This is a genomic window from Streptomyces sp. NBC_01622, assembly GCF_045209635.1.
Lineage (GTDB): Bacteria > Actinomycetota > Actinomycetes > Streptomycetales > Streptomycetaceae > Streptomyces.
On record NZ_CP109293.1, the window covers coordinates 6,968,772 to 6,995,189 of the forward strand.

Below are 26,418 nucleotides of genomic sequence, written 5' to 3' on the forward strand. Positions count from 1 at the left end.
CATGACCGTCCTCGAACCGCGTGACGCCGATGTCACGGATGCTGCTCCTGACCTGGTAGATGGGTGTCGTGGCGGGGTGCTCGGGCGGTCGTATCGGGCCCTCAGCGTCGGGATCGTGTCTGTCGTGCTGTTGATCGCCTTCGAGGCGACCGCCGTGGGGACGGCCATGCCCGTCGCGGCTCGGGAGCTGGACGGGGTGGCGTTGTACGCGTTCGCGTTCTCCGGGTACTTCACGACGAGTCTGTTCGGGATGGTGTTCGCCGGGCAGTGGTCGGACCGGCGGGGGCCGCTCGGGGCGTTGACCACCGGGATCGGGGCGTTTGCGGCCGGATTGCTGGTCGCGGGGACCGCCCAGGTCATGTGGGTGTTCATCCTGGGGCGGGCCGTGCAGGGGCTGGGCGGTGGGCTGGTCATTGTCGCTCTGTACGTGGTGATCGGGCGGGCCTATCCGGAGCGGTTGCGGCCGGGCATCGTGGCCGCGTTCGCCGCGAGTTGGGTGGTGCCGTCCGTCGTCGGGCCGCTCGCCGCCGGCGCGGTGACCGAACAGCTCGGCTGGCGTTGGGTGTTCGTCGGGATTCCGGTGCTGGTCGTCTTTCCGCTCGCGCTTGCCCTTCCTCAGATACGGCGGCGGGCGGCCGGGCCCGTGTCCGAGAGCGGTCAGCAGCCGCCCGGCTCCTTCGACCGGCGTCGTATCCGGCTCGCCCTCGGGATCTCGCTCGGTGCCGGGCTCTTTCAGTACGCCGCCCAGGATCTGCGGTGGTTCTCGCTCGTCCCGGCTGCCGCGGGCGTCGCGCTGCTCGTGCCGGCCGTGCTCGGGCTGTTGCCACGCGGTACGTACCGGGCGGCGCGGGGGCTGCCCTCGGTCGTGCTGTTGCGTGGGCTGGGGGCCGGGGCGTTCATCTCGGCGGAGTCCTTCGTGCCGTTGATGCTGGTGACCCAGCGGGGGCTGTCGCCGACGTTGGCCGGGTTCTCGCTCGCGGCGGGCGGCGGGACGTGGGCGCTCGGGTCGTGGGTGCAGGCTCGGGCGCGGGTCGAGCCGTACCGGGAACGGCTGATGACGTTCGGGATGGTGCTGGTGGCCGGTGCCATCGCCGCGGCTCCGAGCGTCCTCATCCATACGGTTCCCGTGTGGATCGTGGCCGTCGCCTGGGGGTTCGGGTGTTTCGGGATGGGGCTGGTGATGTCCTCCACCAGCGTGCTGCTCCTCCAGCTCTCCGCGCCGGAGGAGGCGGGCACCAACTCGGCCGCGCTGCAGATCTCCGACGGGCTGTCCAACGTAGTGCTGCTGTCCGTCGGCGGGGCCGCGTTCGGTGCGCTCGGCGGGGGCACGGTCGGGCATGTGGTCGGTTCGGCCAGTGGCGGCTCCCATCCGGCCGCGTTCGCCGCCGTGTTTCTGCCGATGGCGGGGGTGGCGTTGGTGGGGGCTTGGGTGACGACGAGGGTGCGGGCTGCTTGACATTGGTACCACGTTGACCCCATGGATGGTACCGTTGTGGTATGGCTATGAACCTTCGTCTGCGCGACGACCAGCAGGAGGCGCTCAAGCTGCGTGCCGAGGAGGAGGGGCGCAGCATGCACGCCGTAGTGCTTCAGGCGATCGATCGGTATCTGGAGCAGGAGGCGGACCGGGCCACGGTTCGTCGGCTCGGGGCCAAGTACGCGGCGGGCCACGCCGACCTGCTCCGGAGGCTGGGGGAATAGGTGAAGTACCTCACGGTCCAGGAGGTCCTGGACCTGGCGGAGCTGGCTTGTGGGGAGCAAACCCAGGTTGCCGTACGTGATCTGGGACTGCTCAGCTCGGCCGTCCACCGTCCCCAGTCGCAGATGTTCGGCGTCGCGGCATACACGGACCTTTTCGAGAAGACTGCGGCGCTGCTCCATTCGCTTGCCGTGCACCATCCTCTGGTGGACGGCAACAAACGCATGGCATGGATGGCCACGGTCGTCTTCCTCGACTTCAACGGCACGGAGATGCTCGACGTCGATCAGGACGAGGCGTACAAACTCGTCATCGAAGTGGCGGCGGGCAGCCTGGAAGATGTAGGGCCGATTGCCCTGCGTCTGCGGGCCCTCCACGAGGCGATGTGACCTCAGTCCCATCCCAGGGCACCCCGGCATCGTCCGCACGTTGACACCGCCACCCCGCCGGTAGGGTGGCCCGGTTGTCATACGTAGCCGAGCCGCCCTACCAACCAAACGGAGACCGTGACTACCACCGCCGCCTCCTCCGCCAACACCCACCACCTCTCCCCGGCCTTCCCCGGCCGCGCTCCCTGGGGCACCGCGAGCAAGCTGCGCGCCTGGCAGCAGGGGGCGATGGAGAGGTATCTCCAGGAGCAGCCGCGGGACTTTCTCGCGGTCGCGACCCCGGGCGCCGGCAAGACGACTTTCGCGCTCACCCTCGCCTCCTGGCTGCTGCACCACCATGTCGTGCAGCAGGTGACCGTGGTCGCGCCGACCGAGCACCTGAAGAAGCAGTGGGCGGAGGCCGCCGCGCGGATTGGGATCAAGCTCGACCCGGAGTACAGCGCCGGGCCGCTCGGCAAGGACTACGACGGGGTCGCCGTCACGTACGCGGGCGTCGGCGTGCGGCCCATGCTGCACCGCAACCGTGTCGAGCAGCGCAAGACGCTGGTGATCCTCGACGAGATCCATCACGCGGGGGACAGCAAGTCGTGGGGTGAGGCGTGCCTCGAAGCCTTCGAGCCCGCCACCCGCCGCCTCGCGCTCACCGGTACGCCGTTCCGGTCCGACACCAATCCCATTCCCTTCGTGACGTACGAGGAAGGGAACGACGGGATTCGGCGGTCCTCCGCCGACTACACCTACGGCTACGGCAACGCGCTCGCCGACCACGTCGTCCGGCCGGTCATCTTCCTCTCCTACAGCGGCAACATGCGCTGGCGGACCAAGGCCGGCGACGAGATCGCCGCCCGGCTCGGCGAACCCATGACCAAGGACGCGATCAGCCAGGCCTGGCGTACGGCGCTGGATCCGCGCGGCGAGTGGATGCCGAGCGTGCTGCGCGCCGCCGACCAGCGGCTGACCGAGGTCAGGAAGGGCATCCCGGACGCGGGCGCCCTCGTCATCGCCTCCGACCAGGACTCCGCGCGCGCCTACGCCAAGCTGATCCGCGAGATCACCGGCTCCAAGGCGACCGTCGTACTGTCGGACGACACCGGTGCCTCCAAGCGCATCGACGACTTCGCCGCGAGCAACGACCGGTGGATGGTCGCCGTGCGGATGGTGTCGGAGGGCGTCGACGTGCCGCGGCTCGCCGTCGGGGTGTACGCCACCACCATCTCCACGCCCCTCTTCTTCGCCCAGGCTGTCGGGCGTTTCGTGCGGTCCCGGCGCCGGGGCGAGACCGCCTCCGTCTTCCTCCCGACCGTCCCCGACCTCCTCACCTTCGCCAACGAGATGGAGGTCGAGCGCGACCACGCCCTCGACAAGCCCAAGAAGGAGGGCGAGGAGGACCCGTACGCCGAGTCCGAGAAGGAGATGGACGAGGCGAACAAGGAGCAGGACGAGGACACCGGCGAGCAGGAGCAGTTCGCCTTCGAGGCGCTGGAGTCCGAGGCCGTCTTCGACCGGGTGCTCTACGACGGTGCCGAGTTCGGTATGCAGGCGCACCCGGGGAGCGAGGAGGAGCAGGACTACCTCGGTATCCCCGGGCTCCTCGAACCCGACCAGGTGCAGCTGCTGCTGCAGAAGCGGCAGGCCCGGCAGATCGCGCACAGCCGCAAGAAGCCGGACGAGGAGGCCGACCTGCTCGAACTGCCCGCCGAGCGGCGGCCGGTCGTCTCCCACAAGGAGATGATGGAGCTGAGGAAGTCGCTCAACACCATGGTCTCCGCGTACGTCCACCAGACCGGCAAACCGCACGGCGTCATCCACACCGAGCTGCGCCGCACCTGCGGCGGCCCGCCGAGCGCCGAGGCCACGGCGGGGCAGCTGCGCCAGCGCATCGCCAAGGTCCAGGAGTGGGCCACGCGTATGCGCTGACCCACCCCCTGCCGACCCCGCACATCTGTACGGAAGTTGTGCACGGGCGATCCGCAGGTCAGGACATATCGGCGTGAAGCGAACCGGTCCGTACCAGTCGGTGCCCGGATTCTGGACGGAGACTTCCGCTCAGCGAACCGCCTTCGCTAGTGTCCCGCTACGCACACGCCCCGTGGCAGCGCCGCCGCGGAGCGCAGCCGTGAAGCGACTGGGCCCGGACACGCCGGGCCGCCTCGCCGATCGGCGGCCTCTGAAGCGCGTCACTGACGGGACTCGGTGACGCATCCGCCGCGAGGGGGCCGCCGACCTCACCACTTAAGGAGTGGGCGTCGTGACCGCGGAGACCTCCCAGACGCTCGACCGGGGACTGCGCGTCCTCAAACTGCTGGCCGATACGGACCACGGGCTGACCGTCACCGAACTGTCCAACAAACTGGGCGTCAACCGGACCGTCGTGTACCGGTTGCTGGCCACCCTGGAACAGCACGCTCTCGTACGACGTGATCTGGGCGGCCGGGCCCGGGTCGGGCTCGGGGTGCTGCGGCTCGGCCGCCAGGTGCACCCTCTCGTACGGGAGGCGGCGCTGCCCGCGCTGCGGTCGCTGGCCGAGGACATAGGGGCGACCGCTCATCTCACCCTGGTCGACGGGGCCGACGCCCTCGCCGTCGCCGTGGTCGAGCCGACCTGGACCGACTACCACGTGGCCTACCGGGCCGGTTTCCGTCACCCCCTGGACCGGGGCGCCGCGGGCCGGGCGATTCTCGCCGCCCGGCACCAGAACGCCAACGAGCCCGGATACACCTTGACGCACGGGGAGTTGGAGGCAGGCGCGAGCGGTGCCGCGGCTCCGCTGCTCGGGGTCACGGGGGTCGAGGGCAGCGTCGGCGTGGTGATGCTGGCCGACGCCGTACCCGAGCGGGTGGGGCCGAGGGTCGTGGACGCGGCGCGGGAGGTCGCGGAGGCGTTGCGCTGAGGCCTTTCGCGGGCCTTGGGTGACCGGCGCACGGCCGAAAGTGACCGTCGCGTTAGATTGATCCCGTGCTCCTCTCTCGCCTCACGCGCCCCTGGGCCGTAGCCGTCTGTGCCCTGCCCGTCGTGGCGCTGCTCGCCACGGCGGCCTTCGCGCCGCTGCCGTTCTCTCTGACGCAGCCCGGTCTGACCGCGAACGTGCTCGGCGAGAACAAGGGCACCCCGGTGATCACGATCTCCGGGGCGCCGGTGCGTACGACGAGCGGCCAGTTGCGCATGACGACGATCGAGGCGACCGGACCCGATCAGCGTGTCTCGCTGAGCGATGTGATCGACAGCTGGTTCCGCACGGATCGGGCGGTCATGCCGCGTGACTCGGTCTATCCGAGCGGCAACAGCGTCAAGGAGATCGAGCAGCACAACACGGAGCAGATGCAGGAGTCGCAGGACGACGCGACCACGGCCGCGCTCGACTACCTGAACCTCAGCGACAAGAAGGTGAAGGTCACGCTGAAGCTGGCGGACGTCGGCGGTCCCAGCGCGGGCCTGCTGTTCACTCTGGGGATCATCGACAAGCTGAACGGCGACGGCGGTGGCGGTGACCTGACAGGCGGTCGCACCATCGCCGGTACGGGGACGATCGGCACCGACGGCACGGTGGGCGCGGTCGGGGGAGTGGCCCTCAAGACCCAGGCCGCGCGCCGCGACGGGGCGACGGTGTTCCTGGTGCCGAAGGCCGAGTGCTCGGACGCCAAGTCCGAACTGCCCAAGGGGCTAAGGCTGGTCGCGGTCACCTCGCTGAAGGGCGCGGTGAGTGCGCTGGAGGCGCTGGAGTCGGGTAAGGGTTCCGTACCGGGCTGTTAGGCCACGGCCGGCTTCGGGCCGTTCGGCGCGGCGGCCAGCCGCAGGCCCAGTTCTACGAGGGTCCAGCCGAGGCGGGTGCGGAGTTCGTGCGAGGGCTTGGCCTCGGCGGCGAGCCGGTGGGCCGCGGCCCGGGCCTGGAGTTCGGCGGCTCGGGTGTGGTGCAGCGCGAGGTGGGTTTCCGGGTGCATCGGGGTTGCCTCGTCTCACTCTGATTCGGTTGGGAAGGCGTGCAGGTGGAAGCGCACCTGTTCTGCTTCGGGTGAGTCCTCGGCCTCGTAGTTTTCGAGCAACTCGTGGATCTTTCCGACGAGTTCACGGGTGCGCTCGGGTGTCAGTCGTACGGTCCAGTCGCTCATGTCGTGGGAGTGGGACCACTTGGGCAGCCAGTCCTGCCGGGTGCCGACCCAGGTCGACAGTTCACGGGCGTGCATGGTCGCGACCTCGTGCAGGTAGGTCTCGGCCGCGCCACGCACCGCCGGATCGGCGTCGACGATCAGGTTCTCGTCGAAGTCGATGCCCTGATCGACCGCCTGCCACCAGCGCTCCCGCCCCTTGCCGCGCTCCGGGGCGTCCTCGACGAACCCGTGCGTGGCCAGTTGGCGCAGGTGATAGCTGGTGGCCCCGCTGGACTCGCCCAGCCGCTCGGCGAGCATCGAGGCGGTGGCCGGTCCGCGCCGTCGCAGCGCGTTCAGTAGCTGCATCCGCAGCGGATGAGCGATGCCGCGCAGTGAACGGGCGTCGAGATTGCGGTACTTGGACGGTTCTGGCTCCGGCATGCGTCCAAAGATAGCGTTGCAAAGAAACCTTTGCAACGCTTCTTTTGCATCAACTTCTTTGTAACTGGCCCTCCGTCAGCCCTACTTCACCAACCCCTCCGCCTTCATCCAGTCCAGCGCCACCTGATGCGGGTCCTCCCCGTCGACGTCCACCTTGGCGTTCAGGGTCCGCGCCACCGTGTTGTTCAGCTTCTCCGTGACCGGGGCGAGGACCTCCGCGATCGCCGGCCACTTCTTCAGGGCCTTGGTGTTGATCTCGGGCGCCGCGTTGTAGTTGGGGAAGAACTTCTTGTCGTCGGCCATCACCGCGAGGTTCATCGACTTGATGCGGCCGTCGGTGGTGAAGACCTCGCCGTACGTACAACTCCCCTTCTTCACCTGGGTGTAGATGATCCCGGTGTCCATCTGCGTGATGTTCCTCGCCGGGAGACTCATGCCGTACGCCTTCTTCATGCCCGGCAGTCCGTCCGCGCGGTTGGCGAACTCGCTCTCCACGCACAGCGTCACCGCGCCCGGGTTCTTCTTCGCCAGCGCGGCCACGTCCGAGAGCGTCTTCGTGCCGTACTTCTTGAAGTTGGCCTGGTTCATGGCGAGCGCGTAGGTGTTGTTGAGGGCGGAGGGAGGCAGCCAGGTCAGGCCGTTCTTCAAGTCCGCGTCCCGTACCGCCTGCCATTGTTTCAGCGGGTCGGTGATCGGCTTGCTGTTGCCGAGGTAGGTGATCCACGCGGTGCCGGTGTACTCGTACATCCCGTCCGCGTCACCGGACTTGACGGCCTCCCGCGCTCCGATCGAACCCTGGATGCCGGTCCGGTCGAGGACGTCCGCGCCGGCCGCCTCGAAGGCGATGCCCATCATCGCGCCGAGGATCAGCTGCTCGGTGAACTCCTTTGAGGTGACGGTGAGATGGGCGCCCTTGAGGGGCTCGCCCTTGCCGACGGTAACGGGGCCGACATCGTCGACCATGGGGGAGCCGCTGGTCAGCCCGCAGCCGGAGACGACGATGAGCGCGCCGACCGTCATCAGACAGGTGCGTCTCATGTGCCCACCTCCAATCCCCTTGGCCGCAGCAGCAGTTCGGCCAGGGAGGCCAGCCAGTCCACGAGCAGTGCGAGGCTGACCGTGAGGATCGCGCCGAGGACCAGGACGGGCATCCGCTGGGTGGTGATGCCGGTGGTGATCAGTACGCCGAGGCCGCCGCCCCCGCCGAAGGTCGCCAGGGTCGCCGTACCGACGTTGAGGACGAGGGCCGTTCGGACGCCGGCCAGGATCAGGGGGACCGCGAGGGGCAGCTCCACCCGTCTCAGGACGCCGAGTTGGGACATACCGATGCCCCGGGCCGCCTCCAGGAGCGTGGGGTCGTTGGCCTTCAGGCCGGCGATGGTGTTGGACAGCACCGGCAGGACGGCGTAGATGACCATGCCGATCAGGGCCGCCTTCTCGCCGGTGCCCAGCCAGATCACCAGCAGGGCCAACAGGCCGATCGCCGGGGTCGCTTGGCCCATGTTGGCGAAGGTCATCGCCACCGGGGTGGCCTTCCGAAACGCCCTGCGGGTCAGCAGGATGCCCAGCGGGATCGCGATGATCAGCACGAAGAACGTGGAGATCACGGTGAGTTGGACCTGCTGCCAAAGGGCCTTGCTCACCTGCCCGTTGGAGAGCGCGTTCTCCGAAATAGCGTCCAGGTGCGCCTGGTCGAACCACAGCCAGGTCGCCAGCAGGACCGCCACCAGGAACGCGGGCAGCATCGTCAGCTTCTGCCAGGTGATCCGGCGCTTGGGGGGAGTCGGGGGCGCCGGGGCCGCCGTCTCCTCTTCTTCCAGCTCGGGAGTGGTGGTCACGCCTTCTCCTCCCCTCCGGCGCCCTCCTGCTCGGCCTGCGTCTGGAGGGCCCGCGCCTCCACCAGCTCGTGCTGGGCCTCCATCGCCTCCAGCCGGTCGGCCTCCAGGAGTTCGTGCACGGAGTTCATCAGCGTCTCCATGTCGACGACGCCGATGTACTCGCCGCGCCGCCCGGTCACCGCGACCCGCCCCGCGTTGTCCGTGAGCACGGCCTCCAGCGCGTCCCGGAGCGTCGCGTCCCGGGTCACCGTGTCGCTGACCAGCGTGCCCGCGCGGGCCAGTGAGCCCTTGGCGCGCATCATGTCGCCGCGCCGCAGCCACTTGTAGGGCCGGCCGCGCTTGTTGAGCAGCAGGATCTCGTTGGTGCCGCTGTCGCGGAGCTTGTTGAAGATGTTCTGCAGCGGGTCGTCGACGGTCACCGTCGGATAGTCGGTGATCTCCACGTCCCGTACGCGGGTGAGGTTCAGCCGTTTGAGGGCGGCCCCGGCGCCCACGAACCCGGACACGAAGTCGTCCGCCGGGTTGGTCAGGATCGCCTCCGGGGTGTCGAACTGCGCGATGTGCGAGCGTTCGCGCAGCACGGCGATCCGGTCGCCCAGTTTGATCGCCTCGTCGAAGTCGTGGGTGACGAAGACGATCGTCTTGTGCAGTTCGTGCTGGAGCCTGATCAACTCGTCCTGGAGATGATCGCGAGTGATCGGGTCGACCGCGCCGAACGGCTCGTCCATCAGCAGCACCGGCGGATCGGCCGCCAACGCCCGTGCCACGCCCACGCGTTGCTGCTGCCCACCGGAGAGCTGGCGCGGATAGCGGCCCTGGAACTCGCCGGCGTCGAGCCCGACCAGGTCGAGCATCTCCTCCACCCGGTCCCTGACCCGGGACTTCGACCAACCGATCATCCGCGGCACCAGCGCGATGTTCTGGGCGACCGTCATGTGCGGGAAGAGCCCGCTCGACTGGATCGCGTACCCGACCTTGCGGCGCAGTCTCACCGGGTCGATGTCGGTGACGTCCTCGCCGTTGATCCGGATCCGGCCGCCGGTCGGTTCGATCAGCCGGTTGATCATCTTGAGCGTGGTCGACTTGCCGCAGCCGGAGGGCCCGACGAAGACGACCAGCTCGCCCGCCTTGATCTCCATGTTGACGCTGTCGACCGCCGGCTGCGGACTGCCGGGGTACCGCTTGGTCAGGTTCTCCAGCTCGATGGAGGCACCGGACGTAGTCGTAGCTGACTCAGGCACGGATCCCCCCGGGAATGGTCAGCCGTCCGAGAAGGACGTACGCGGCGTCGAACAGCAGCGCCAGGACGATGATCCCGAGCGTGCCCGCCAGCACCTGGTTGAGGGCGTTCTTGCTGCCGAGCGACCCGAGGCCGCGGAAGATCTCGTTGCCGAGGCCGGGCCCGGAGGCGTACGCCGCGATGGCCGCGATGCCCATCAGCATCTGGGTGGAGACGCGGATACCGGTCAGGATCGGCGGCCAGGCCAGCGGCAGTTCGACCCGCGCGAGCCGTATCAGCCGGGACATCCCGATGCCCTTCGCCGCGTCCACCAGGGACGGGTCGACCCCGCGCAGCCCCACGATCGCGTTGCGGACGATCGGCAGCAGGCCGTACAGGGTCAGCGCGATCACCGTGGGCGGGACGCCGAGTCCCACGATCGGAATGAGCAGACCGATCATGGCGAGCGACGGAATGGTCAGAATGGTCGAGGTGGCCGTGGTGGCGAGGTTGCCCGCCCACTCGCTCCGATAGGTGACGACCCCGATCACCACCCCGATCAGCGTGGCCACGACCATGCACTGGAAGACCGCGCTGGCGTGCTGGTAGGCGTCGGTGAGCAGCTGCTGGTGCTGGTTGCCCAAGTACTCCCAGAAGCTCACATGCACACACCCCTACGTCGGTCGGGTCGTCCCTTCCGGCTCCGCCGCCGCCTGTTTCACCAGCGGGATGACCCGCAGTGGAACGGGGTTCTCCATCACGATCGCGGTGGCGGCCCGGACAATGCCATCAAAACCGACAACCCGGTCGATGACCCGCTGGAGATCGGCGTTCGAGCGGGCCACCAGCCGGCACAGCATGTCCCCGCTGCCGGTGGTGGTGTGCAGTTCGAGAACCTCCGGGACGGTCGCCAAGTGCGCCCGTACGTCCGGCCCTTGTCCCTGCCGGATCTCCAGCGTCGCGAACGCCGTGACCGGATAGCCGAGCGCCGCCGGATCGACCTGCGGACCGAAGCCGCGGATGACTCCATTCGACTGAAGCCGGTCCAGCCGCGCCTGCGCCGTCCCCCGGGCGACCCCGAGCCGCCGGGACATCTCCAGCACACCGATGCGCGGCTCCTCGGCCAGCAGCACGATGATCCGGCCGTCGAGCTGATCGATCCCCATGGTGTCCGCCTCCGAGGATGGTCATCCTGTACAGAAAGGCCGCCTAAACGGTCGTATCACTGAACAAGCTGCCCAGCGGAAACGCAAACTATTGCGCACCTTGCCGGGGAGGGGGAGCCTGCGCTCATGGCTGTCATCTCTGCGAACACTCACCCCACTCCCGACACCGCCCGGCAGGCCGACCCCTTCCCGGTCAAGGGAATGGACGCGGTCGTCTTCGCCGTGGGCAACGCCAAGCAGGCGGCGCACTACTACTCCACGGCCTTCGGTATGACGCTGGTCGCCTACTCCGGACCGGAGAACGGCAGCCGCGAGACCGCCTCGTACGTCCTCACCAACGGCTCCGCCCGCTTCGTGTTCACCTCCGTGATCAAGCCCGCCACACCCTGGGGCGAGTTCCTCACCCGGCATGTGGCCGAGCACGGAGACGGCGTCGTCGACCTCGCCATCGAGGTCCCGGACGCGCGCGCCGCCCACGCCTACGCCGTCGGGCACGGCGCCCGCTCGCTCGCCGAGCCGTACGACCTGAAGGACGAGCACGGCACGGTCGTCCTCGCGGCCATCGCGACCTACGGCGAGACCCGTCACACCCTGGTCGAGCGCGTCGACTACGACGGCCCGTACCTCCCCGGCTTCGCCCCCGCCGACCCGCTCGTCGAGGCGCCCGCCCACCGCACGTTCCAGGCCATCGACCACTGCGTCGGCAACGTCGAGCTCGGCCACATGAACGAGTGGGTCGGCTTCTACAACAAGGTCATGGGCTTCACGAACATGAAGGAGTTCGTGGGCGACGACATCGCGACCGAGTACAGCGCGCTGATGTCGAAGGTCGTGGCCGACGGCACCCTGAAGGTCAAGTTCCCGATCAACGAGCCGGCCGTCGCCAAGAAGAAGTCCCAGATCGACGAGTACCTGGAGTTCTACGGCGGCGCGGGCGTCCAGCACATCGCGCTCAACACCAACGACATCGTGCGGACGGTACGGACCATGCGCGCGGCCGGGGTCAAGTTCCTCGACACCCCGGACTCGTACTACGACACCCTCGGCGAGTGGGTCGGCGACACCCGCGTCCCCGTCGAGACCCTGCGCGAGCTGAAGATCCTCGCCGACCGCGACGAGGACGGGTACCTTCTCCAGATCTTCACCAAGCCGGTCCAGGACCGTCCTACGGTGTTCTTCGAACTCATCGAACGGCACGGCTCGATGGGCTTCGGGAAGGGCAACTTCAAGGCCCTGTTCGAGGCGATCGAGCGGGAACAGGAAAAGCGGGGCAACCTGTAACTCACGGGTCCCGCAAGGGACTTGGGAGGACCGTGGCCGACGCGCCCATCGACCTGACCGCACCGGCCCTACGCTGGCTGTGGGAGAAGGGCACCCTGCACGAACCCACGGTCCTCCAGTCGTTCGCCCTCGACGAAGTCCACCAGCGCCTGTACGTCCTCCAGTTGAGACAGGGCGGCGCCGACGCGGGCAACCTCTGCCTCAACCAGCTCGACTACACAGGCAAGTCGCTCGGCCACATGCACCTCCAGGGCTTCGGGCACGGGGTCGGCATGGGCGTGCAGAACACGCCCGACGGCGACGTCTGGATCTGGACCGAGGCCGCCGCGAAGGCCGGTTCCGGGGGCGCCTACGGCCAGGCCGTCACCCGCTTCCACTTCGCGAACGGCGCGGTCCGCACCGCCGCCGACGTCGCGATCCGCAAGCCGATCGCGAACTCCACCAACAACCAGCCCACGGTCTGCATGACCTCGAACCGCATCGCCATCCGCTACCGCGTCGCGAACAAACCCCGGTACCGGGTCTGGGACTTGGACGCCTTCGTAGCCCGCGACTACTCCGCGCCACTCGCCGACATACCCCAGACCGGCGCCCACCCGGACCCGGCGATCCCGTTCCAGGGCTACGCCCTTGACGGCGACTACCTCTACCAAGTGGCCGGAACCGCCTACGACTCCACCACCAACCCGCCCGCGAAACACGGCAACACCTACGTCTCCTGCCTCGACATCCGTACCGGCGAACTGCTCCAGCAGTCCCGCACGGAAGCCGGCTACTCCCTCACCTACCGCGAACCGGAGGGCCTCGCCGTCCGCACGAAGCCCGACACCCGCCTGTGCCTCGGCTTCGCGTCCGGAGAGCCCGGGGCACGCCGCTTCTCCCTCTGCCACAAGCCGTAGGCACGGTCCCCAGACCTCAACCCGCCTTCTCCTGCGGCTCCTTGTCCTGAGCTTCTTTGTCCGTGGGCAAGGGCTCGGCCGGCGGCTCGCCCAGTGCCGCCAGCGCCTGCTGCGCCGCCGGTACTCGTAGTGGGGAGAAGTACGGGTTGATCTGCAGCGCCTCCTGGAGATGGCGGCGCGCGGAGGCGGTCTTGTCCAAGTCCCGCTCGATCATGCCCCGGTGGAACGCGTAGAGCGCGTCCCGCACCCCGCCCCCGTGCACCTTGTCCGTCGCCGCCGACGCGAACTTCAGGGCCTCCGCGTCCTGGCCGGCCCGGTGCAGTGCCCACCCCAGTGCGTCCGCCACCGGGATCCCCGGCTGCCGGGCCCACTCACCGCGCAGCCGCCGTACGGCATCCCGCGCGTCCCCGTGGTCCGCCTCGAACATGCCGAGCACCAGCTCGTCGTCGACGCCGCCCGCCGCGTCGCGGGTCACCAGGGTCCGCAGGGTGTCATACTGCACCCGGGCCGCCTGGGTGAGGCCCAGCGACTCGTACAACTCGCCCAGTTCCAGGGCGTATTGGGGGGACGGCTGCTTGGCTAGGGCGACCTGGTAGGCGTTCAGCGCCTCCGAGGTGCGGCCCAGTGCCGCCAGTGCCCGGCCCTCCCCGGCGAGTGCCTCCCGCTGGTCGGGATCGATCCGTACGGCCGCCTCGAAGTGCCGCAGCGCCACCTCCCGGTCCCCGCGCTCCCAGGCCAGCTGACCGGACCGCTGCCACCAGGCCGCCTGTTCGGCGGGCGCGGTCGCCCTTGCCGCCGCGTCGGCGAGCTGGGCGGCGGCGTCCTCGCGCCAGCCCCGGTCGCGGTAGACCTCTGCGGCCCGCGCCATCACGGCGGGCCCGGAGTGCAGCTCCTGGAGCTTTTCGAGAGTCCGCCGGGTCGCCTTGTAGTCGCCGAGGCCGGTGTACGCGTCGATCAGCAGCGGATACGTCGTCCAGCGCTTCGGCGCCGCCTTCACCGCGGCCTCGCCCCAGGTCCGGGCCGCCCGGAAGTCGCGCCGTTCGTTCGCGAGCGCCGCCAGACCGTCGAGGGCCACGGCGCTCGCGTCGTTCCCCTTCGCGCGGACCTTCAGCGAGGTGTGGAGGGCGTCGTCGGCCTTCGGGTAGTACAGGGCGTCCCCGGTCCGCCGCCCCTGCTCCACATAGGCCACCCCGAGCACCGCCCAGGACCGCGCGTCCTGTGGATGGACCCGCACCCGGGCCTCGCGGTCGCCGATCAGCGCGGCCAGGTCGGGCAGCGCCGCCGGCACCCCCGCGGTGACGGCGGTCAGCGCCTGCGCCTTGGGTCCCGGCGCGGGCGGCGGCGCCGGACGCGGTTCCTCGGGCAGCAGCCACAGCAGCCCGCCGACCATGGCACACCCGGCGACCGAGGCGATCAGCACCCGCCGCAGAACGGGGGAGCGGCGCCTGCGAGGCTCCGCCACCAGGGACGTACCCGGGCTCCGCTGTTCGTTCTCCATGGCGCTCACTGTGCGTCAGTACGACGACCACACCCCGGCAGCCGAAGCCGCGCGCGGACGGGGTTCACACCGATGGCCGCGAGTGCGACGCTGTGATCATGAGCCGTATCGAAGCGCCTCGCGACCACGACACCGGACCCCTTCTCGACCGCCTGCTGACCGGTCTGCCCGCCGAGGCCGTCCTCACCGACCCGGACGTCACGGTCTCGTACGCCAACGACATGGCGAGCTTCTGCCCGTCCGGCACCCCCGCCGTCGTCGTGCTGCCGCGCACGGTCGAGCAGGTCCAGCACGTGATGCGCGTCGCCACCGAACTGCGCGTCCCGGTCGTCCCGCAGGGCGCCCGCACCGGCCTGTCGGGCGCGGCGAACGCCTCCGAGGGCTGCATCGTGCTCTCCCTCACCAAGATGGACCGCATCCTGGAGATCAGCCCGGTCGACCGCATCGCTGTCGTCGAGCCGGGCGTCATCAACGCGACCCTCTCCCGCGCGGTCAACGAACACGGCCTCTGCTACCCGCCCGACCCCTCCAGCTGGGAGATGTGCACCATCGGCGGCAACATCGGCACCGCCTCGGGCGGGCTGTGCTGCGTGAAGTACGGGGTGACGGCCGAGTACGTCCTCGGTCTGGAAGTCGTCCTCGCCGACGGCCGGCTGATGAGCACCGGGCGCCGTACGGCCAAGGGGGTCGCCGGATACGACCTGACCCGCCTGTTCGTCGGCTCCGAGGGCTCGCTCGGCATCGTCGTGAAGGCGGTCCTGGCGCTGAAGCCGCAGCCGCCCGGGCAGCTGGTGCTGGCGGCCGAGTTCGGGTCCGCGGCGGCCGCGTGCGACGCCGTGTGCCGGATCATGGAGGGCGGGCACGTGCCGTCCCTCCTCGAACTGATGGACCGTACGACCGTCAAGGCCGTCAACGACCTCGCTCACATGGGACTGCCGGAGAGCACCGAGGCGCTGCTGCTGGCCGCCTTCGACACCTTGGACCCCGCCGCCGACCTGGCCGCCGTAGGAGCCCTCTGCGAGGCGGCCGGGGCCACCCAGGTGGTGCCCGCCGAGGACGCGGCCGAGTCCGAACTGCTGCTCCAGGCACGGCGGTTGTCGCTCACCGCGCTCGAAGCGGTCAAGGGCACGACGATGATCGACGACGTGTGCGTGCCCCGGTCGCGGCTCGGCGAGATGCTCGAAGGGGTGGAACGGATCGCGGAGAAGTACCAGTTGACGATCGGCGTCTGCGCGCACGCCGGCGACGGCAACACCCATCCCACCGTCTGCTTCGACGCACAGGACCCCGACGAGTCCCGGCGGGCCCGCGAGTCCTTCGACGAGATCATGGCCCTCGGCCTGGAACTCGGCGGCACCATCACCGGCGAACACGGCGTCGGCGTCCTGAAGAAGGAGTGGCTGGCCCGCGAGATCGGGCCGGTGGGCGTGGAGATGCAGCGGGCGGTCAAGGCGACCTTCGACCCGCTGGGCATCCTCAACCCGGGCAAGCTCTTCTGATCCTTCCTGCGCCTCACTCCCCGTCCCGCGACTCGTCCGAGGGCCACGGGTCGCGCAGCCACAGGTCGTCGGCCGGGGTCGGTGCGAGCAGCTCGGCCAGGCCGTCGTCGATGCCGAACTGCTCGGCCTCAGAGCCCGGGGGCACCACCCGCAGGGTCCGCTCCAGCCACGCCGACACCTGGGCCGCCGGGGCCTCCAGGAGAGCGTCTCCATCGGGTGAACTCAGCGCCATCAGGACGACACTGCGCTTCTCCACCTTCGTCGGCCACACCCGCACATCCCCGTGCCCGCACGGCCGGAACACCCCCTCGACAAGCAGTTCACGGGCGAACGTCCAGTGCACGGGGTGCTCGGAGTTGATGTGGAAGCAGATGTGGACGGCGTACGGGTCGTCCGTGCGGTAGCTGAGCCGGGCCGGAACGGGAATGCTCCGTTCCGGCGACAGGATCAGCTTCAGCTCCAACTCCCGCTCTACGACTGTGTGCATGACATGTGTCCTCTCTCGCGCACGGGGCCCCGCGGTGGGCCCGTACGAGTGAGAGGGCGTGCGGCCCGAAGCATTACGCGGGTTCGGGAAACTTTTTTTCCGTGCGGCTTCGCGAAGGCTTCGCGGGGCTTCGGGGCGTGTGGACTCCGTGCACGAGCTTGCCCGGAAAGGAGTGGGTCCGGCGGGACGGGCAGTGGCGGTCGCACGGGTCTGATAGATGTGGACACCCCCATTTGACCTCCGAGCAGATACGGGACGACGGACATGAGCGCCCCAACGCCGGCACCCGGTGACGACAGGCCCCGCGAGGGGTACTACCCGGACCCGTCCATTCCTGGATACGTCCGGTACTGGAACGGCACGGCCTGGGTGCCCGGCACCAGCCGCCCGGCGCCGTCGGACGGGCTGTCGCCCGCCGCGCCCGGCGCGGGCCCGTCCGTCGAGGAGACCGGACCGCACTTCTTCGACGAGGACCCCGCGCCGGCCCACCCCGAGCCGGCCTCGGCCTGGGGCGCGGACCGCGCCCACCAGAGCGGTTTCGGCGGCGCCCAGGACCGCCACGTCTCCTGGGGCGCCCCGGACCCGAGGGTCCCCTCCCAACCGGAGGAACCGCCCAACCCGGGCACCTTCGTCTTCCGCCGCCAGACCCCGGGCCCGGACACCCCCGACGAGGGCACGACGACTTTCCGCCGCCCCACCCCGCGCACCCCCCGACAGGGCGGGGAGCCGGGCGGGGGCACGGGGAACGCGGGCGGCGCGTCGGCGGGGGCCGCAGGCGACTTCGGCGCACAGGGCTCCGCCGCGGCCGGGGACGACGGCGCCCGGGGCTCTGCCGGGACCGGCTCCGCCGCCGGGGGGTACGGCCCGCAGGGTTCACCGGGGGCCGGCCCGGGGGCCGGCGGCTTCGGCCCGCAGGGCCCGGGCGGCTCCGGTTCGGCCGCCGGTGGCTACGGGCCCGTCGGCACCGGCTCCGCCGCCGGTGGCCAGGCGCCCGGCGGGAACTCCCCGTCCGCCGACCCCTCCGGTCCCGGCTTCGGTGCCGGAAAGGCCGCCGCCGCGCGTGCCGCCGCAGCCCAGGCGGGCCAGGCAGGCACCGGCACGGGGACGCCCGCCGGCACCGGGGCGCCCGGCCCCGCACCCGCCGCTTCCACGGACCTCTCCGGCCCCCCGCAGCCCGCCCCCGGCGTCCCCCAGCAGTCCGGTCCGGTGCAGCAGCCGCAGGCGGCCGTAGGCATGCCCATGGCCACCGGCTCCGGTGGCGGGCAGCCCTCCTGGGCGCAGCAGGTGCACCGGCTGGCCGGGGACGAGGACGGGCCCGTGGCGCCCTGGAAGCCGCCCGTGGAGGACGTGTTCCAGGCGGCGGCCCGGCGGCAGTCGGCGGCCCGGCCCGCGGGGCTCGGCAAGCGGCTGCTGGCGCGGCTCGTCGACACCGTCGTGCTCGGCGCGGTCACCGCCGTGGCCGCCGTGCCGCTCGGTGCCAGGGCGGCCGACCACGTCAACGAGAAGATCGACGCGGCCAAGCTCTCCGGCCGCGCCGAAACGGTCTGGCTGCTGGACGGCACCACGGCCGTCTACCTCGGCATCGTCCTCGCCGTACTCCTCCTCTTCGGCGTCCTCTACGAGGCGCTGCCGACCGCCAAGTGGGGCCGCACCCTGGGCAAGAAGCTCTGCGGTCTGGAGGTGCGCGGCATCGAGAGCCACGAGCCGCCGGGCTTCGGCGGGGCGCTGCGCCGCTGGCTGGTCTACAGCGTCCCGGGCCTGCTCGGCATCGGGATCGTCGGTGTCGCCTGGTGCCTCTTCGACCGGCCCTGGCACCAGTGCTGGCACGACAAGGCAGCACATACGTTCGTAGCGGGATAGCGGGGTACGGCATCCGGGGTACCTGATTCCGTACCCCGGACGGCCGCTCGCCGGATGCGGAGCCGTGGTGTTCGCGGTCCACTCGGGCCCATGAGTACCGAACCGCCTCCGGGCTCCGGCCGGCAGCCGCCGGAAGACGACCCGTTCAGGAAGCAGCCCCCTCCTGGCCAGGGATCGGGCTCACCGTACGACCCGCCGCCGTACGGCAGTCAGCCGCCGCCCTTCGGCAGTGAACCGCCTCCCTACGGCGGCGGCTCCTACCCCACCGACCCCCTCGCCGGCATGCCCCCGCTCGCCGACAGCGGCCGGCGCACCCTCGCCCGGATCATCGACATGATCCTCGTCGGCATCCTCGTCTGGCTGCTCACCTGGGCCTTCGGCGTGCACGAGTACGACCTGAACTCCGACCACGTGTCGTACGCCAAGTCGCTCGGGCAGTCGCTCACCGCGGCCGTGCTGTACATGGGCTACGACACCGTGATGCTTTCCAAGTCGGGCCAGACGCTGGGCAAGAAGTGGCTGGGCCTGCGGGTGGCCAACCTCGACAACGGGGCGACGCCCTCCGTGCAGACCAATCTGATCCGCGCGGCGGTGCTGTGGATCCCCTTCGCGTTCTGCTGCGCCTGCATCTGGACGGTGATCTGCGGCGGTTGGAGCTACTTCGACAAGCCGTACAAGCAGGGCCTGCACGACAAGGCCGCCAAGACCGTGGTGGTCAGCACGCGTTGAGGTGACCGGGGGCAACACCCGGGCGTACACAGCGAATCGGCGGGTCCGTCGTCAACGGACCCGCCGATTCGCGTGGTTGAGCCTGTGCTTGGGCTTGTGCTTGGTCTAGGGAGTGCTCCGCTCCCGTACCGGCTCCGCCGACGAGACGGCGGCGGCGGACACGGTCTCCCGCCGCACCGGCACCCGCCTGCGCTGCGGAACGACCGCCGGGGCGGGCGCGGGCGCGGCCTCGGCCGCCGCACGGGCTGCGGCTGCGGTGCGGGTCTTGGGCTGTGGCACCGTCAGGGAGACGAGCAGCCCGAGGGCGAGCGCCGCGAAGGCGACGACCGCGATCCCCAGACCCGAACTCGTCTGTGACAGCAGCAGCATGGCGAGCGTCGAGAAGATCACGGTGAACGAACCGTAGGCGAGCTGTGCGGCGGTCGGACGAGGCATGGCAATCGAGTCCTCGTTAGGCGATGGAGGGGAGCTGTGAAAGGGGGGTGCGACAAGGATGTCGGCCTGGCTTTCCGCCGGTTCCGGGCGATCCGCCAATCGACTCTATTCGCCTGCATGCCCGAGTGGAACGAGCAGTAAGCATGACCTAACACACAGCTCCGGAGCATGGGGGGCGCACGGAGTCATACCGTCCACGAAGTGGACGGATGTACGCGCCTGTTGAGCGATCCACGAGTGGGCCGCGGGTGTCCGTAAAGCGGACCCCGGCTTCGCATAGTGCACTTGTCCTGCTCAAGTCAAGATCTGTCTTTTCTCGTAAACCTCTAGTCAAATAACGTCACTTGACTATCACGCGTACACCGCGCGCGGACCTTCCATGACTTCCAGGACCCCCCTTCCGCGCGGTCGGGTACGCAGGGGAGGACATCAAGTGACCAGCAGACCCTGGACGTTCAGAGCGGCCGCGACAGGTGTCGCCCTCGCGGCGGCCACCGCCACGTTCTCGACGTTCGCCGTGGCGGAGGCCAACACCTCGGCCAAGTCCGCCGCCGTCGACCGGCACGACCCCGCGCCGGTCGCGCAGAAGGAGCACGACCTCGACGGCCCGCTGAGCAAGACGCAGGACGCGCAGCGCCAGGAGGCCCTCAACGAGGTCATAGCCGGCAAGGCGTCCGTCAAGGACCGCAACGGCTCGAAGGTCGTCCAGCTCAAGAGCAAGGGCGGCAAGAGCAAGTACGTCGAACTGAGCCGGGAGAAGACCGACAAGATCTTCACGATCCTGGTCGAGTTCGGCGACCAGGTCGACAGCCGCTACGGCGGCACCACCGGCCCGCTGCACAACCAGATAGCCGCGCCGGACCGCACCAAGGACAACTCCACGGCCTGGCAGGCGGATTACAACCAGGCGCACTTCCAGGACCTGTACTTCGGCACCGGCAAGAACACCGAGTCGCTCAAGAAGTACTACGAGAAGCAGTCCTCGGGCCGCTACTCGGTCGACGGCGAGGTCACCGACTGGGTCAAGGTCCCCTACAACGAGGCCCGTTACGGCTCCAACAAGGCCTCCACCGGCGCCTGGTACGCGGTCCAGGACGGCGTCAACGCCTGGGTCGCCCAGCGCGAGGCCGCCGGTGACACGGCCGCCGAGATCAAGACGGAGCTGGCCCAGTTCGACCAGTGGGACCGCTACGACTACGACGGCGACGGCAACTTCAACGAGCCCGACGGCTACATCGACCACTTCCAGATCGTGCACGCCGGCGAGGACGAGTCCGCCGGCGGCGGCGCGCAGGGCGAGGACGCGATCTGGGCCCACCGCTGGTACGCCTTCGGTACCGACGCCGGCTCCACCGGGCCGGACACCAACAAGCTCGGCGGCACCCAGGTCGGCGACACCGGCGTCTGGGTCGGCGACTACACGATCCAGCCGGAGAACGGCGGACTCGGCGTCTACGCCCACGAGTACGGCCACGACCTCGGCCTGCCCGACGAGTACGACACCGCGGGCGGCGAGAACTCCACCGGCTTCTGGACGCTGATGTCGTCCGGCTCCTGGCTCGGCACGGGCAAGGAGGCCATCGGCGACCTGCCCGGCGACATGAACGCCTGGGACAAGCTCCAACTGGGCTGGCTGGACTACGACGTGGCCAAGGCCGGCACCAAGTCCAACCACACGCTGGGCGTCGCGGAGTACAACACCAAGAACCCGCAGGCGCTGGTGGTGCAGTTGCCGGAGAAGGCGGTCACCACCGAGGTGGTCACCCCGGCGCAGGGTGCCACGCAGTGGTGGAGCGGCAGCGGCAACGACCTGAGCAACACCCTTTCCCGGACAGTGGACTTGACCGGCAAGTCGTCGGCCGCGCTCACGCTGGACGGCTGGTACGACGCCGAGCAGGGCTACGACTACCTCTACACCGAGGTGTCGAAGGACGGCGGCGCCACCTGGACCCCGATCGACGGCAAGCTGGCCGACGGCTCCGCCATCCCGCGTGACGGCAGCGGCAACCCCGCCCTCACCGGCACGGCGGCCGCGTACCAGAAGCTGACGTACCCGCTGGACGCCTACGCGGGCCAGAAGATCGACGTCCGCTTCCGCTACCAGACGGACAGCGGCGTGGCCCAGAAGGGCTTCGCGGCCGACGAGATCACGGTGACCGCCGACGGCGGCGCCCTCTTCTCCGACAACGCCGAGTCCGCGGACGCGGCCTGGACGGCGAAGGGCTTCTCGCGCATCGGCGCGTCCTTCACGGACGACTACGCGCAGTACTACATCGCCGAGAACCGCCAGTACGTGTCGTACGACAAGGTGTTGAAGGTCGGCCCGTACAACTTCGGCTTCTCGACGACCCGTCCGGACTGGGTGGAGCACTACGCCTACCAGAACGGCCTGTTGATCTGGAAGTGGGACACCTCGCAGGCGGACGACAACACCAGCGCGCACGCCGGTGAGGGGCTGATCCTGCCGGTCGACTCCCACCCGGCGCAGCTGAAGTGGTCCAACGGCACCCTGATGCGCAACCGCGTCCAGGCCTACGACTCGCCGTTCAGCCTGTACCGGACGGACTCGATGACGCTGCACAACGCGGACGTCGCGACCAAGGTCAAGTCGCAGCCCGGCGTCCCCGTCTTCGACGACGGCAAGTCGACCTACTACGACACGTCGAACCCGACGGCCGGTGTCAAGATCACTGACACCAACACCCGGATCAAGATCGTCAAGGAGCCGCTGAACGGCTCGACGATCAGCGTCCAGATCGGCCCCTCGGTGAAGTAGTCGGTAAAATCGCAGGTCAGAGACGTGTCGGCGGCGACCCCCTGGCGGGTCGCCGCCGATCCGTGTTTAGGTGCGTCCTGTGCTTGGCTTATTGACACCGACATCGAATTCGACCCGCCAGGGGGTGTGACCGCATTGTCCGCAGGAGGTTTCTGCAAGCTGCCCACAGGCAGCGTGGTGGTGGCGTTGAACCTGCCAAGACCCACCACCCAGGGCGACGGCTGCGTCCGCGTGCTCGTCCACGCCCGCAACCGCGCCCGGGCCCTGACCCGGCTCCGCAACCTCGGAATGCGGGCCGTCTACCTGCGCGGCAACGCGGCCCCACCGACCCCGGACGAGATCACCGCGGTCCTGCACCACCCCGACGGGCTGATATGGCGTACGGCTCCTGACAACGCTGTCGTGGTCCCGGGCGCGGAGCTGCCGCAGGAGCTGTGGCATCCGATCCGGGCGCTGCTGCGGAGGCCTCCGGCGGCGGCCTGAGGGGTTGTGCGTTGTCTGCGGGCCGGTGGGGGCTGGCCGCGCAGTTCCCCGCGCCCCTAACGGGGCACGAGGCCCCTGACAATGCTCAGGGCACTGTTGCGAAGGCCCGCGCGCCTGCGTAAGGGGCGGCGGCTGCAGCGCCCCTTCAGGGGCGCGGGACTGTATCGATATGCGGCTCCGCCGCGTGGGCGCGACCAGCCCCCACCGGGCCCGCGGACAAAGAACTGCTAGACGACCGGCTTCCCCGTCAACTCCACCCCGGCCGAGCGCAGCTCCTCCAACGCCCGGTCGGTGGACTCCTTCGCCACCCCAGCCGTCAGGTCAAGCAACACCTGCGTACGAAACCCCTCCCGCACCGAGTCCAACGCGGTCGCCTTCACGCAGTGGTCCGTCGCGATCCCGACGACATCCACCTCGTCGATCTCCCGCGCCCGCAACCAGTCGCCCAGCGACACCCCGTTCTCGTCCCGCCCCTCGAACCCGCTGTACGCCGCCGCATACGCCCCCTTGTCGAAAACCGCGTCGATCGCGCCGGAGGCGACCGCGGGCGCGAAGTTCGGATGGAAGCCGACGCCCTCCGTGCCCGCGACACAGTGCGCGGGCCAGGAGTGGGCGTAGTCGGGGTTGTCGGCGAAGTGGCCGCCGGGCGCGATGTGGTGGTCGCGGGTGGCCACGACATGCCGGTAGCCGGCGGGTGCCTGCCCGATCAGCTCGGTCACGGCGGCGGCCACGTCGGCACCACCGGCCACCGCGAGACTTCCTCCTTCGCAGAAGTCGTTCTGCACGTCAACGACGATCAAGGCGCGGCGCATGGTGGTGTCCTTCGCGGAGAGTGAGATTCGAGCCTAGAGACTTCGGCGCCACCGCGGGAGGGCGCACTCCTGATTTTCGTACTGGTCTTAACTTGCGGGTCGTAAGTGGCGGGTCTTAACTACCCGAGCGCAGTTGGACGTACTCCGTAGGAATGACGGCCTCCCCGCGTGACAACTGGGTCGCCGACAACGGCAGGTTGCCCCGGGCGACGGCATGCCGGTCCCGTACGACGTCCAGCGGTTCGCGGGCCACGACCTCGCCGCCCTTGACCAGCTCGACGAGCAGCTGGCGGTCGGCCAGTTCGGCGGGGACGGGCCCGGTGCCTATCACCTCGGCCTCCGCGATCCCGTCGGCGTCCAGCCGCCGCGCGGCCCACTTGCGCCCGCCGATGGACGTCTTGCCGCCGCTGGACTTCTTCGCGACCGGCACCAGCGGCGCCTTCGGGTCGGCGGACTCGGCGCGGGCGACCAGTTTGTAGACCATGGAGCAGGTCGGGTGCCCGGAGCCGGTCACCAGCTGGGTGCCGACGCCGTACGCGTCCACGGGCGCCGCCGCCAGTGAGGCGATGGCGTACTCGTCGAGGTCGGAGGTCACGATGATCTTCGTGTTGACGGCGCCGAGTTCGTCCAGCTGCTGCCGCACCCGGTGCGCGACGAGCAGCAGGTCGCCGGAGTCGATGCGGACGGCGCCCAGTTCGGGCCCGGCGACCTCGACCGCCGTACGGACGGCCTCGGTGACGTCGTAGGTGTCGACGAGCAGGGTGGTGTTGCGGCCGAGCGAGTCCACCTGGGCCTGGAACGCGTCGCGTTCGTTGTCGTGGAGCAGGGTGAAGGCGTGCGCGGCGGTGCCGACCGTGGGGATGCCGTAGCGGAAGCCGGCCGCGAGGTCGGAGGTGGTGGCGAAACCGCCGACGTAGGCGGCGCGCGAGGCGGCGACGGCGGCCAGTTCGTGGGTGCGGCGGGCGCCCATCTCGATCAGCGGGCGGTCCCCGGCGGCGGAAGCCATGCGGGAGGCTGCGGCGGCGATCGCGGAGTCGTGGTTGAGGATGGAGAGGATCACGGTCTCCAGCAGCACGCACTCGGCGAAGGAGCCCTCGACGCGCATGATCGGCGAGCCCGGGAAGTACACCTCGCCCTCCGGGTAGCCCCAGACGTCACCGCTGAAGCGGTAGGCGGCGAGCCACGCCAGGGTCTCCTCGTTGACGACGTTCCGCTCGCGCAGGAAGCCGAGGACGTCCGCGTCGAAGCGGAAGTTCTCCACCGCGTCCAGGACGCGTCCGGTGCCCGCCACGACGCCGTAGCGGCGGCCCTCGGGCAGCCTCCGGGTGAAGCACTCGAAGACCGAACGCCGGTCGGCCGTACCCGCTTTGAGGGCGGCCTGCAGCATCGTCAGCTCGTAGTGGTCGGTGAAGAGCGCCGTCGAGGGAACGTCCACCGGCAGCCCAAGGTCCGCTACGTCCACTGAACTCTCCTGGTCGTGATTTTCCGGGTCCCCCGAGGTCCGCCGGGGGTCCGGGGGTTGTCCCCCGGTGTGTGCCGCATGACGATGGATGGTACTCCCATCTCGTCACTCTGACGATTTGTGGGGTCCATTTGTGCGGAGGCCCCCTTGTGGTGGCAGCATGGGCCGTGTGACGTCACCCGCACCCCTGGAGATCGAACGCACCGAGTCGGCGGAGGAGGTCTTCGCCGTACCCGAGCCGGATGTCCCCTGGGTCACGATCGTGCACAACGACCCGGTCAACCTCATGAGCTACGTCGCGTACGTCTTCCAGACGTACTTCGGCTACTCCAAGGACAAGGCCCACAAGCTCATGATGGACGTCCACCACAAGGGCCGCGCGGTCGTCTCCAGCGGAAGCCGCGAGGAGATGGAACGCGACGTGCAGGCCATGCACGGCTACGGTCTGTGGGCCACCCTCCAGCAGGACCGGAAGTAGCGACCCATCCCGATGCCAGGACACTTCGAACCACTCCGCGGCGGCGGTGCCGCCGTCGCGCTCGACGACGTCGAGATCTCCATCATCCGGTCACTGGCCGTCCAGCTCCTGGAGCTGATCGGCCCGGGCCCGGGCGAGGGCGCCCCCGACGACCCCCTCGCGGAACTCTTCGCCGAGGGCCCGAGCGAACCGCCCACGGACCCGGTGCTCAGGCGCCTGTTCCCGGACGCCTACACCGACCCGGAGCAGGCCCCCGACTCCCCGCAGGACGCCGAGGAGAAGCTCGCGCACTCCGCCGAGTTCCGCCGCTTCACCGAGAACGACCTCAGGGCCGGCAAGCGCGAGAACGCCCTCGCGGTGATCCGTGCCCTCGACTCGCTCACCCCCGGCGGCGACGGCGGCGCGGTCCTCAAGCTGACCGTCGAGGAGTCCCGCCAGTGGCTCGGCTCCCTCAACGACCTGCGCCTGGCGATCGGTTCACGCCTCGACATCACCGACGAGGACGACACCGACGACCTCTACCGCCTCCCCGACGAGGACCCGCGCAAGCCGATGGTGATGGCGTACCTCTGGCTGGGCGGTCTCCAGGAGACCCTGGTCACGACCTTGATGCGCTGACCACCGCAAACCCCGTTCCGTTCGCTCAGCGGACGCTCAAATCCGGATAACGATCGCGTCACCGCGACGGCCAGGAATGCTGGCCGTCGCTCATTTTTGTCCGCTTCTTCCTGTGGTGTGCGTCATAAACGTCACCGTCGATCACAATTGCGACCGTGATAGATCTTCACGACCACCCGGCGGACGCCACCCATGTCCCGCCGGGTTCGCCATGCGGCCGACGGACCTCGGCCGGGCAGCTCCAGTCCATGGGGGGATTCGGAG

Annotated in this window: 27 protein-coding genes; 15 read left to right on the top strand and 12 right to left on the bottom strand. The window is 69.7% G+C overall.

Features of this window, described 5'->3' with window-relative positions; all coding sequences use genetic code 11:
* Position 1 precedes the first annotated feature (1 nt).
* The 6 genes from OH768_RS32115 (at position 2) to OH768_RS32140 (ending at position 5,838) form a co-directional block, all read left to right on the top strand.
* Positions 2-1,456, top strand: a complete 1,455-nt coding sequence (locus OH768_RS32115) for an MFS transporter (RefSeq protein WP_406459389.1) — start codon at positions 2-4, stop codon at positions 1,454-1,456.
* Positions 1,457-1,503: 47 nt separating this feature from the next.
* Positions 1,504-1,701 carry an Arc family DNA-binding protein gene (locus OH768_RS32120; protein WP_388675268.1) on the top strand — a complete coding sequence of 66 codons (198 nt, stop codon included), beginning with the start codon at positions 1,504-1,506 and terminating at the stop codon, positions 1,699-1,701.
* The gene (locus OH768_RS32125; RefSeq protein ID WP_406459391.1) at positions 1,702-2,088 is read left to right on the top strand and encodes a type II toxin-antitoxin system death-on-curing family toxin; all 387 of its coding nucleotides are present in this window, start codon (positions 1,702-1,704) and stop codon (positions 2,086-2,088) included.
* Positions 2,089-2,205: 117 nt separating this feature from the next.
* Entirely contained in the window at positions 2,206-4,005 is a 1,800-nt protein-coding gene (locus OH768_RS32130) for a DEAD/DEAH box helicase (protein ID WP_406459393.1), read from the top strand.
* A gap of 331 nt (positions 4,006-4,336) precedes the next feature.
* Complete coding sequence (locus OH768_RS32135) at positions 4,337-4,978, top strand: IclR family transcriptional regulator (protein WP_406459395.1); 642 nt, start codon at positions 4,337-4,339, stop codon at positions 4,976-4,978.
* Between the two features lie 65 nt (positions 4,979-5,043).
* Entirely contained in the window at positions 5,044-5,838 is a 795-nt protein-coding gene (locus OH768_RS32140; protein WP_406459397.1) for a S16 family serine protease, read from the top strand.
* On the opposite strand, the gene OH768_RS32145 is transcribed toward OH768_RS32140, so the two are convergent.
* The 7 genes from OH768_RS32145 to OH768_RS32175 all read right to left on the bottom strand — a co-directional run bounded on the left by OH768_RS32145 (position 5,835) and on the right by OH768_RS32175 (position 10,837).
* The gene (locus tag OH768_RS32145) at positions 5,835-6,026 is read right to left on the bottom strand and encodes a hypothetical protein (protein WP_406459399.1); all 192 of its coding nucleotides are present in this window, start codon (positions 6,024-6,026) and stop codon (positions 5,835-5,837) included. The genes OH768_RS32140 and OH768_RS32145 overlap by 4 nt on opposite strands.
* Before the next feature lie 15 nt (positions 6,027-6,041).
* Positions 6,042-6,614, bottom strand: a complete 573-nt coding sequence (locus OH768_RS32150; protein WP_406459401.1) for an ArsR/SmtB family transcription factor — start codon at positions 6,612-6,614, stop codon at positions 6,042-6,044.
* 81 nt (positions 6,615-6,695) lie between these two features.
* A complete protein-coding gene (locus OH768_RS32155) occupies positions 6,696-7,652 on the bottom strand; it encodes a glycine betaine ABC transporter substrate-binding protein (protein WP_406459403.1) in 957 nt (318 codons plus the stop codon).
* The gene (locus tag OH768_RS32160) at positions 7,649-8,452 is read right to left on the bottom strand and encodes an ABC transporter permease (protein WP_406459405.1); all 804 of its coding nucleotides are present in this window, start codon (positions 8,450-8,452) and stop codon (positions 7,649-7,651) included. Before OH768_RS32160 ends, OH768_RS32155 begins: the two co-directional genes overlap by 4 nt.
* A complete protein-coding gene (locus tag OH768_RS32165) occupies positions 8,449-9,693 on the bottom strand; it encodes a betaine/proline/choline family ABC transporter ATP-binding protein (protein ID WP_359607533.1) in 1,245 nt (414 codons plus the stop codon). The genes OH768_RS32160 and OH768_RS32165 overlap by 4 nt, the downstream gene beginning before the upstream one ends.
* Positions 9,686-10,333 carry an ABC transporter permease gene (locus OH768_RS32170; RefSeq protein WP_406459408.1) on the bottom strand — a complete coding sequence of 216 codons (648 nt, stop codon included), beginning with the start codon at positions 10,331-10,333 and terminating at the stop codon, positions 9,686-9,688. The genes OH768_RS32165 and OH768_RS32170 overlap by 8 nt, the downstream gene beginning before the upstream one ends.
* Positions 10,334-10,345: 12 nt before the next feature.
* Positions 10,346-10,837: an Lrp/AsnC family transcriptional regulator gene (locus OH768_RS32175; protein ID WP_406459410.1), complete on the bottom strand. Its 492-nt coding sequence runs from the start codon at positions 10,835-10,837 to the stop codon at positions 10,346-10,348.
* 126 nt (positions 10,838-10,963) lie between these two features.
* On the opposite strand from OH768_RS32175, the gene hppD reads away from it, so the two are divergent.
* Positions 10,964-12,118 (top strand): 4-hydroxyphenylpyruvate dioxygenase, encoded by a 1,155-nt coding sequence (gene hppD, locus OH768_RS32180; protein WP_406459412.1) that lies wholly within the window; start codon positions 10,964-10,966, stop codon positions 12,116-12,118.
* 32 nt (positions 12,119-12,150) lie between these two features.
* The gene (locus tag OH768_RS32185; RefSeq protein WP_406459414.1) at positions 12,151-13,017 is read left to right on the top strand and encodes a Teichoic acid biosynthesis protein C (Precursor); all 867 of its coding nucleotides are present in this window, start codon (positions 12,151-12,153) and stop codon (positions 13,015-13,017) included.
* Positions 13,018-13,033: 16 nt separating this feature from the next.
* Here OH768_RS32185 and OH768_RS32190 read toward each other — a convergent pair whose 3' ends face one another.
* Positions 13,034-14,515 (bottom strand): tetratricopeptide repeat protein, encoded by a 1,482-nt coding sequence (locus OH768_RS32190; RefSeq protein ID WP_406459416.1) that lies wholly within the window; start codon positions 14,513-14,515, stop codon positions 13,034-13,036.
* A 92-nt stretch (positions 14,516-14,607) separates the two neighbouring features.
* Between OH768_RS32190 and OH768_RS32195 the strand changes: the two genes are divergently transcribed.
* Positions 14,608-16,014, top strand: a complete 1,407-nt coding sequence (locus tag OH768_RS32195) for an FAD-binding oxidoreductase (protein WP_406459418.1) — start codon at positions 14,608-14,610, stop codon at positions 16,012-16,014.
* A gap of 13 nt (positions 16,015-16,027) precedes the next feature.
* Here OH768_RS32195 and OH768_RS32200 read toward each other — a convergent pair whose 3' ends face one another.
* Positions 16,028-16,501, bottom strand: coding sequence for an SsgA family sporulation/cell division regulator (locus tag OH768_RS32200; RefSeq protein WP_406459420.1), 474 nt, complete (start codon positions 16,499-16,501; stop codon positions 16,028-16,030).
* A gap of 264 nt (positions 16,502-16,765) precedes the next feature.
* On the opposite strand from OH768_RS32200, the gene OH768_RS32205 reads away from it, so the two are divergent.
* Both OH768_RS32205 and OH768_RS32210 read left to right on the top strand, forming a co-directional pair.
* Complete coding sequence (locus OH768_RS32205) at positions 16,766-18,361, top strand: RDD family protein (RefSeq protein WP_406459422.1); 1,596 nt, start codon at positions 16,766-16,768, stop codon at positions 18,359-18,361.
* 90 nt (positions 18,362-18,451) lie between these two features.
* Entirely contained in the window at positions 18,452-19,090 is a 639-nt protein-coding gene (locus OH768_RS32210) for an RDD family protein (protein WP_406459424.1), read from the top strand.
* Positions 19,091-19,195: 105 nt separating this feature from the next.
* On the opposite strand, the gene OH768_RS32215 is transcribed toward OH768_RS32210, so the two are convergent.
* The gene (locus OH768_RS32215; protein ID WP_406459426.1) at positions 19,196-19,525 is read right to left on the bottom strand and encodes a hypothetical protein; all 330 of its coding nucleotides are present in this window, start codon (positions 19,523-19,525) and stop codon (positions 19,196-19,198) included.
* Between the two features lie 433 nt (positions 19,526-19,958).
* Between OH768_RS32215 and OH768_RS32220 the strand changes: the two genes are divergently transcribed.
* A complete protein-coding gene (locus OH768_RS32220; protein ID WP_406459428.1) occupies positions 19,959-22,301 on the top strand; it encodes an immune inhibitor A domain-containing protein in 2,343 nt (780 codons plus the stop codon).
* A gap of 135 nt (positions 22,302-22,436) precedes the next feature.
* Complete coding sequence (locus tag OH768_RS32225; RefSeq protein WP_406465528.1) at positions 22,437-22,784, top strand: hypothetical protein; 348 nt, start codon at positions 22,437-22,439, stop codon at positions 22,782-22,784.
* 227 nt (positions 22,785-23,011) lie between these two features.
* Here OH768_RS32225 and OH768_RS32230 read toward each other — a convergent pair whose 3' ends face one another.
* Positions 23,012-23,596 (bottom strand): isochorismatase family protein, encoded by a 585-nt coding sequence (locus OH768_RS32230; protein WP_359607557.1) that lies wholly within the window; start codon positions 23,594-23,596, stop codon positions 23,012-23,014.
* A 115-nt stretch (positions 23,597-23,711) separates the two neighbouring features.
* Positions 23,712-25,058, bottom strand: coding sequence for a nicotinate phosphoribosyltransferase (locus OH768_RS32235; RefSeq protein ID WP_406459431.1), 1,347 nt, complete (start codon positions 25,056-25,058; stop codon positions 23,712-23,714).
* Positions 25,059-25,218: 160 nt separating this feature from the next.
* On the opposite strand from OH768_RS32235, the gene clpS reads away from it, so the two are divergent.
* Positions 25,219-25,536 carry an ATP-dependent Clp protease adapter ClpS gene (gene clpS / locus OH768_RS32240; RefSeq protein WP_359607561.1) on the top strand — a complete coding sequence of 106 codons (318 nt, stop codon included), beginning with the start codon at positions 25,219-25,221 and terminating at the stop codon, positions 25,534-25,536.
* A gap of 12 nt (positions 25,537-25,548) precedes the next feature.
* Complete coding sequence (locus tag OH768_RS32245; protein ID WP_406459433.1) at positions 25,549-26,154, top strand: DUF2017 domain-containing protein; 606 nt, start codon at positions 25,549-25,551, stop codon at positions 26,152-26,154.
* The last annotated feature ends 264 nt before the right edge of the window (positions 26,155-26,418 follow it).

Coding starts and splice junctions, on each gene's coding strand:
- OH768_RS32175 (WP_406459410.1), bottom strand. CDS start 10,837: ATGGGGATCGATCAGCTCGACGGCCGGATCATCGTGCTGCTGGCCGAG.
- OH768_RS32215 (WP_406459426.1), bottom strand. CDS start 19,525: ATGCCTCGTCCGACCGCCGCACAGCTCGCCTACGGTTCGTTCACCGTG.
- OH768_RS32115 (WP_406459389.1), top strand. CDS start 2: ATGACCGTCCTCGAACCGCGTGACGCCGATGTCACGGATGCTGCTCCT.
- hppD (WP_406459412.1), top strand. CDS start 10,964: ATGGCTGTCATCTCTGCGAACACTCACCCCACTCCCGACACCGCCCGG.
- OH768_RS32200 (WP_406459420.1), bottom strand. CDS start 16,501: ATGCACACAGTCGTAGAGCGGGAGTTGGAGCTGAAGCTGATCCTGTCG.
- OH768_RS32120 (WP_388675268.1), top strand. CDS start 1,504: ATGAACCTTCGTCTGCGCGACGACCAGCAGGAGGCGCTCAAGCTGCGT.
- OH768_RS32205 (WP_406459422.1), top strand. CDS start 16,766: ATGAGCGCCCCAACGCCGGCACCCGGTGACGACAGGCCCCGCGAGGGG.
- OH768_RS32145 (WP_406459399.1), bottom strand. CDS start 6,026: ATGCACCCGGAAACCCACCTCGCGCTGCACCACACCCGAGCCGCCGAA.
- OH768_RS32150 (WP_406459401.1), bottom strand. CDS start 6,614: ATGCCGGAGCCAGAACCGTCCAAGTACCGCAATCTCGACGCCCGTTCA.
- OH768_RS32230 (WP_359607557.1), bottom strand. CDS start 23,596: ATGCGCCGCGCCTTGATCGTCGTTGACGTGCAGAACGACTTCTGCGAA.
- clpS (WP_359607561.1), top strand. CDS start 25,219: ATGGGCCGTGTGACGTCACCCGCACCCCTGGAGATCGAACGCACCGAG.
- OH768_RS32210 (WP_406459424.1), top strand. CDS start 18,452: ATGAGTACCGAACCGCCTCCGGGCTCCGGCCGGCAGCCGCCGGAAGAC.
- OH768_RS32245 (WP_406459433.1), top strand. CDS start 25,549: ATGCCAGGACACTTCGAACCACTCCGCGGCGGCGGTGCCGCCGTCGCG.
- OH768_RS32190 (WP_406459416.1), bottom strand. CDS start 14,515: ATGGAGAACGAACAGCGGAGCCCGGGTACGTCCCTGGTGGCGGAGCCT.
- OH768_RS32155 (WP_406459403.1), bottom strand. CDS start 7,652: ATGAGACGCACCTGTCTGATGACGGTCGGCGCGCTCATCGTCGTCTCC.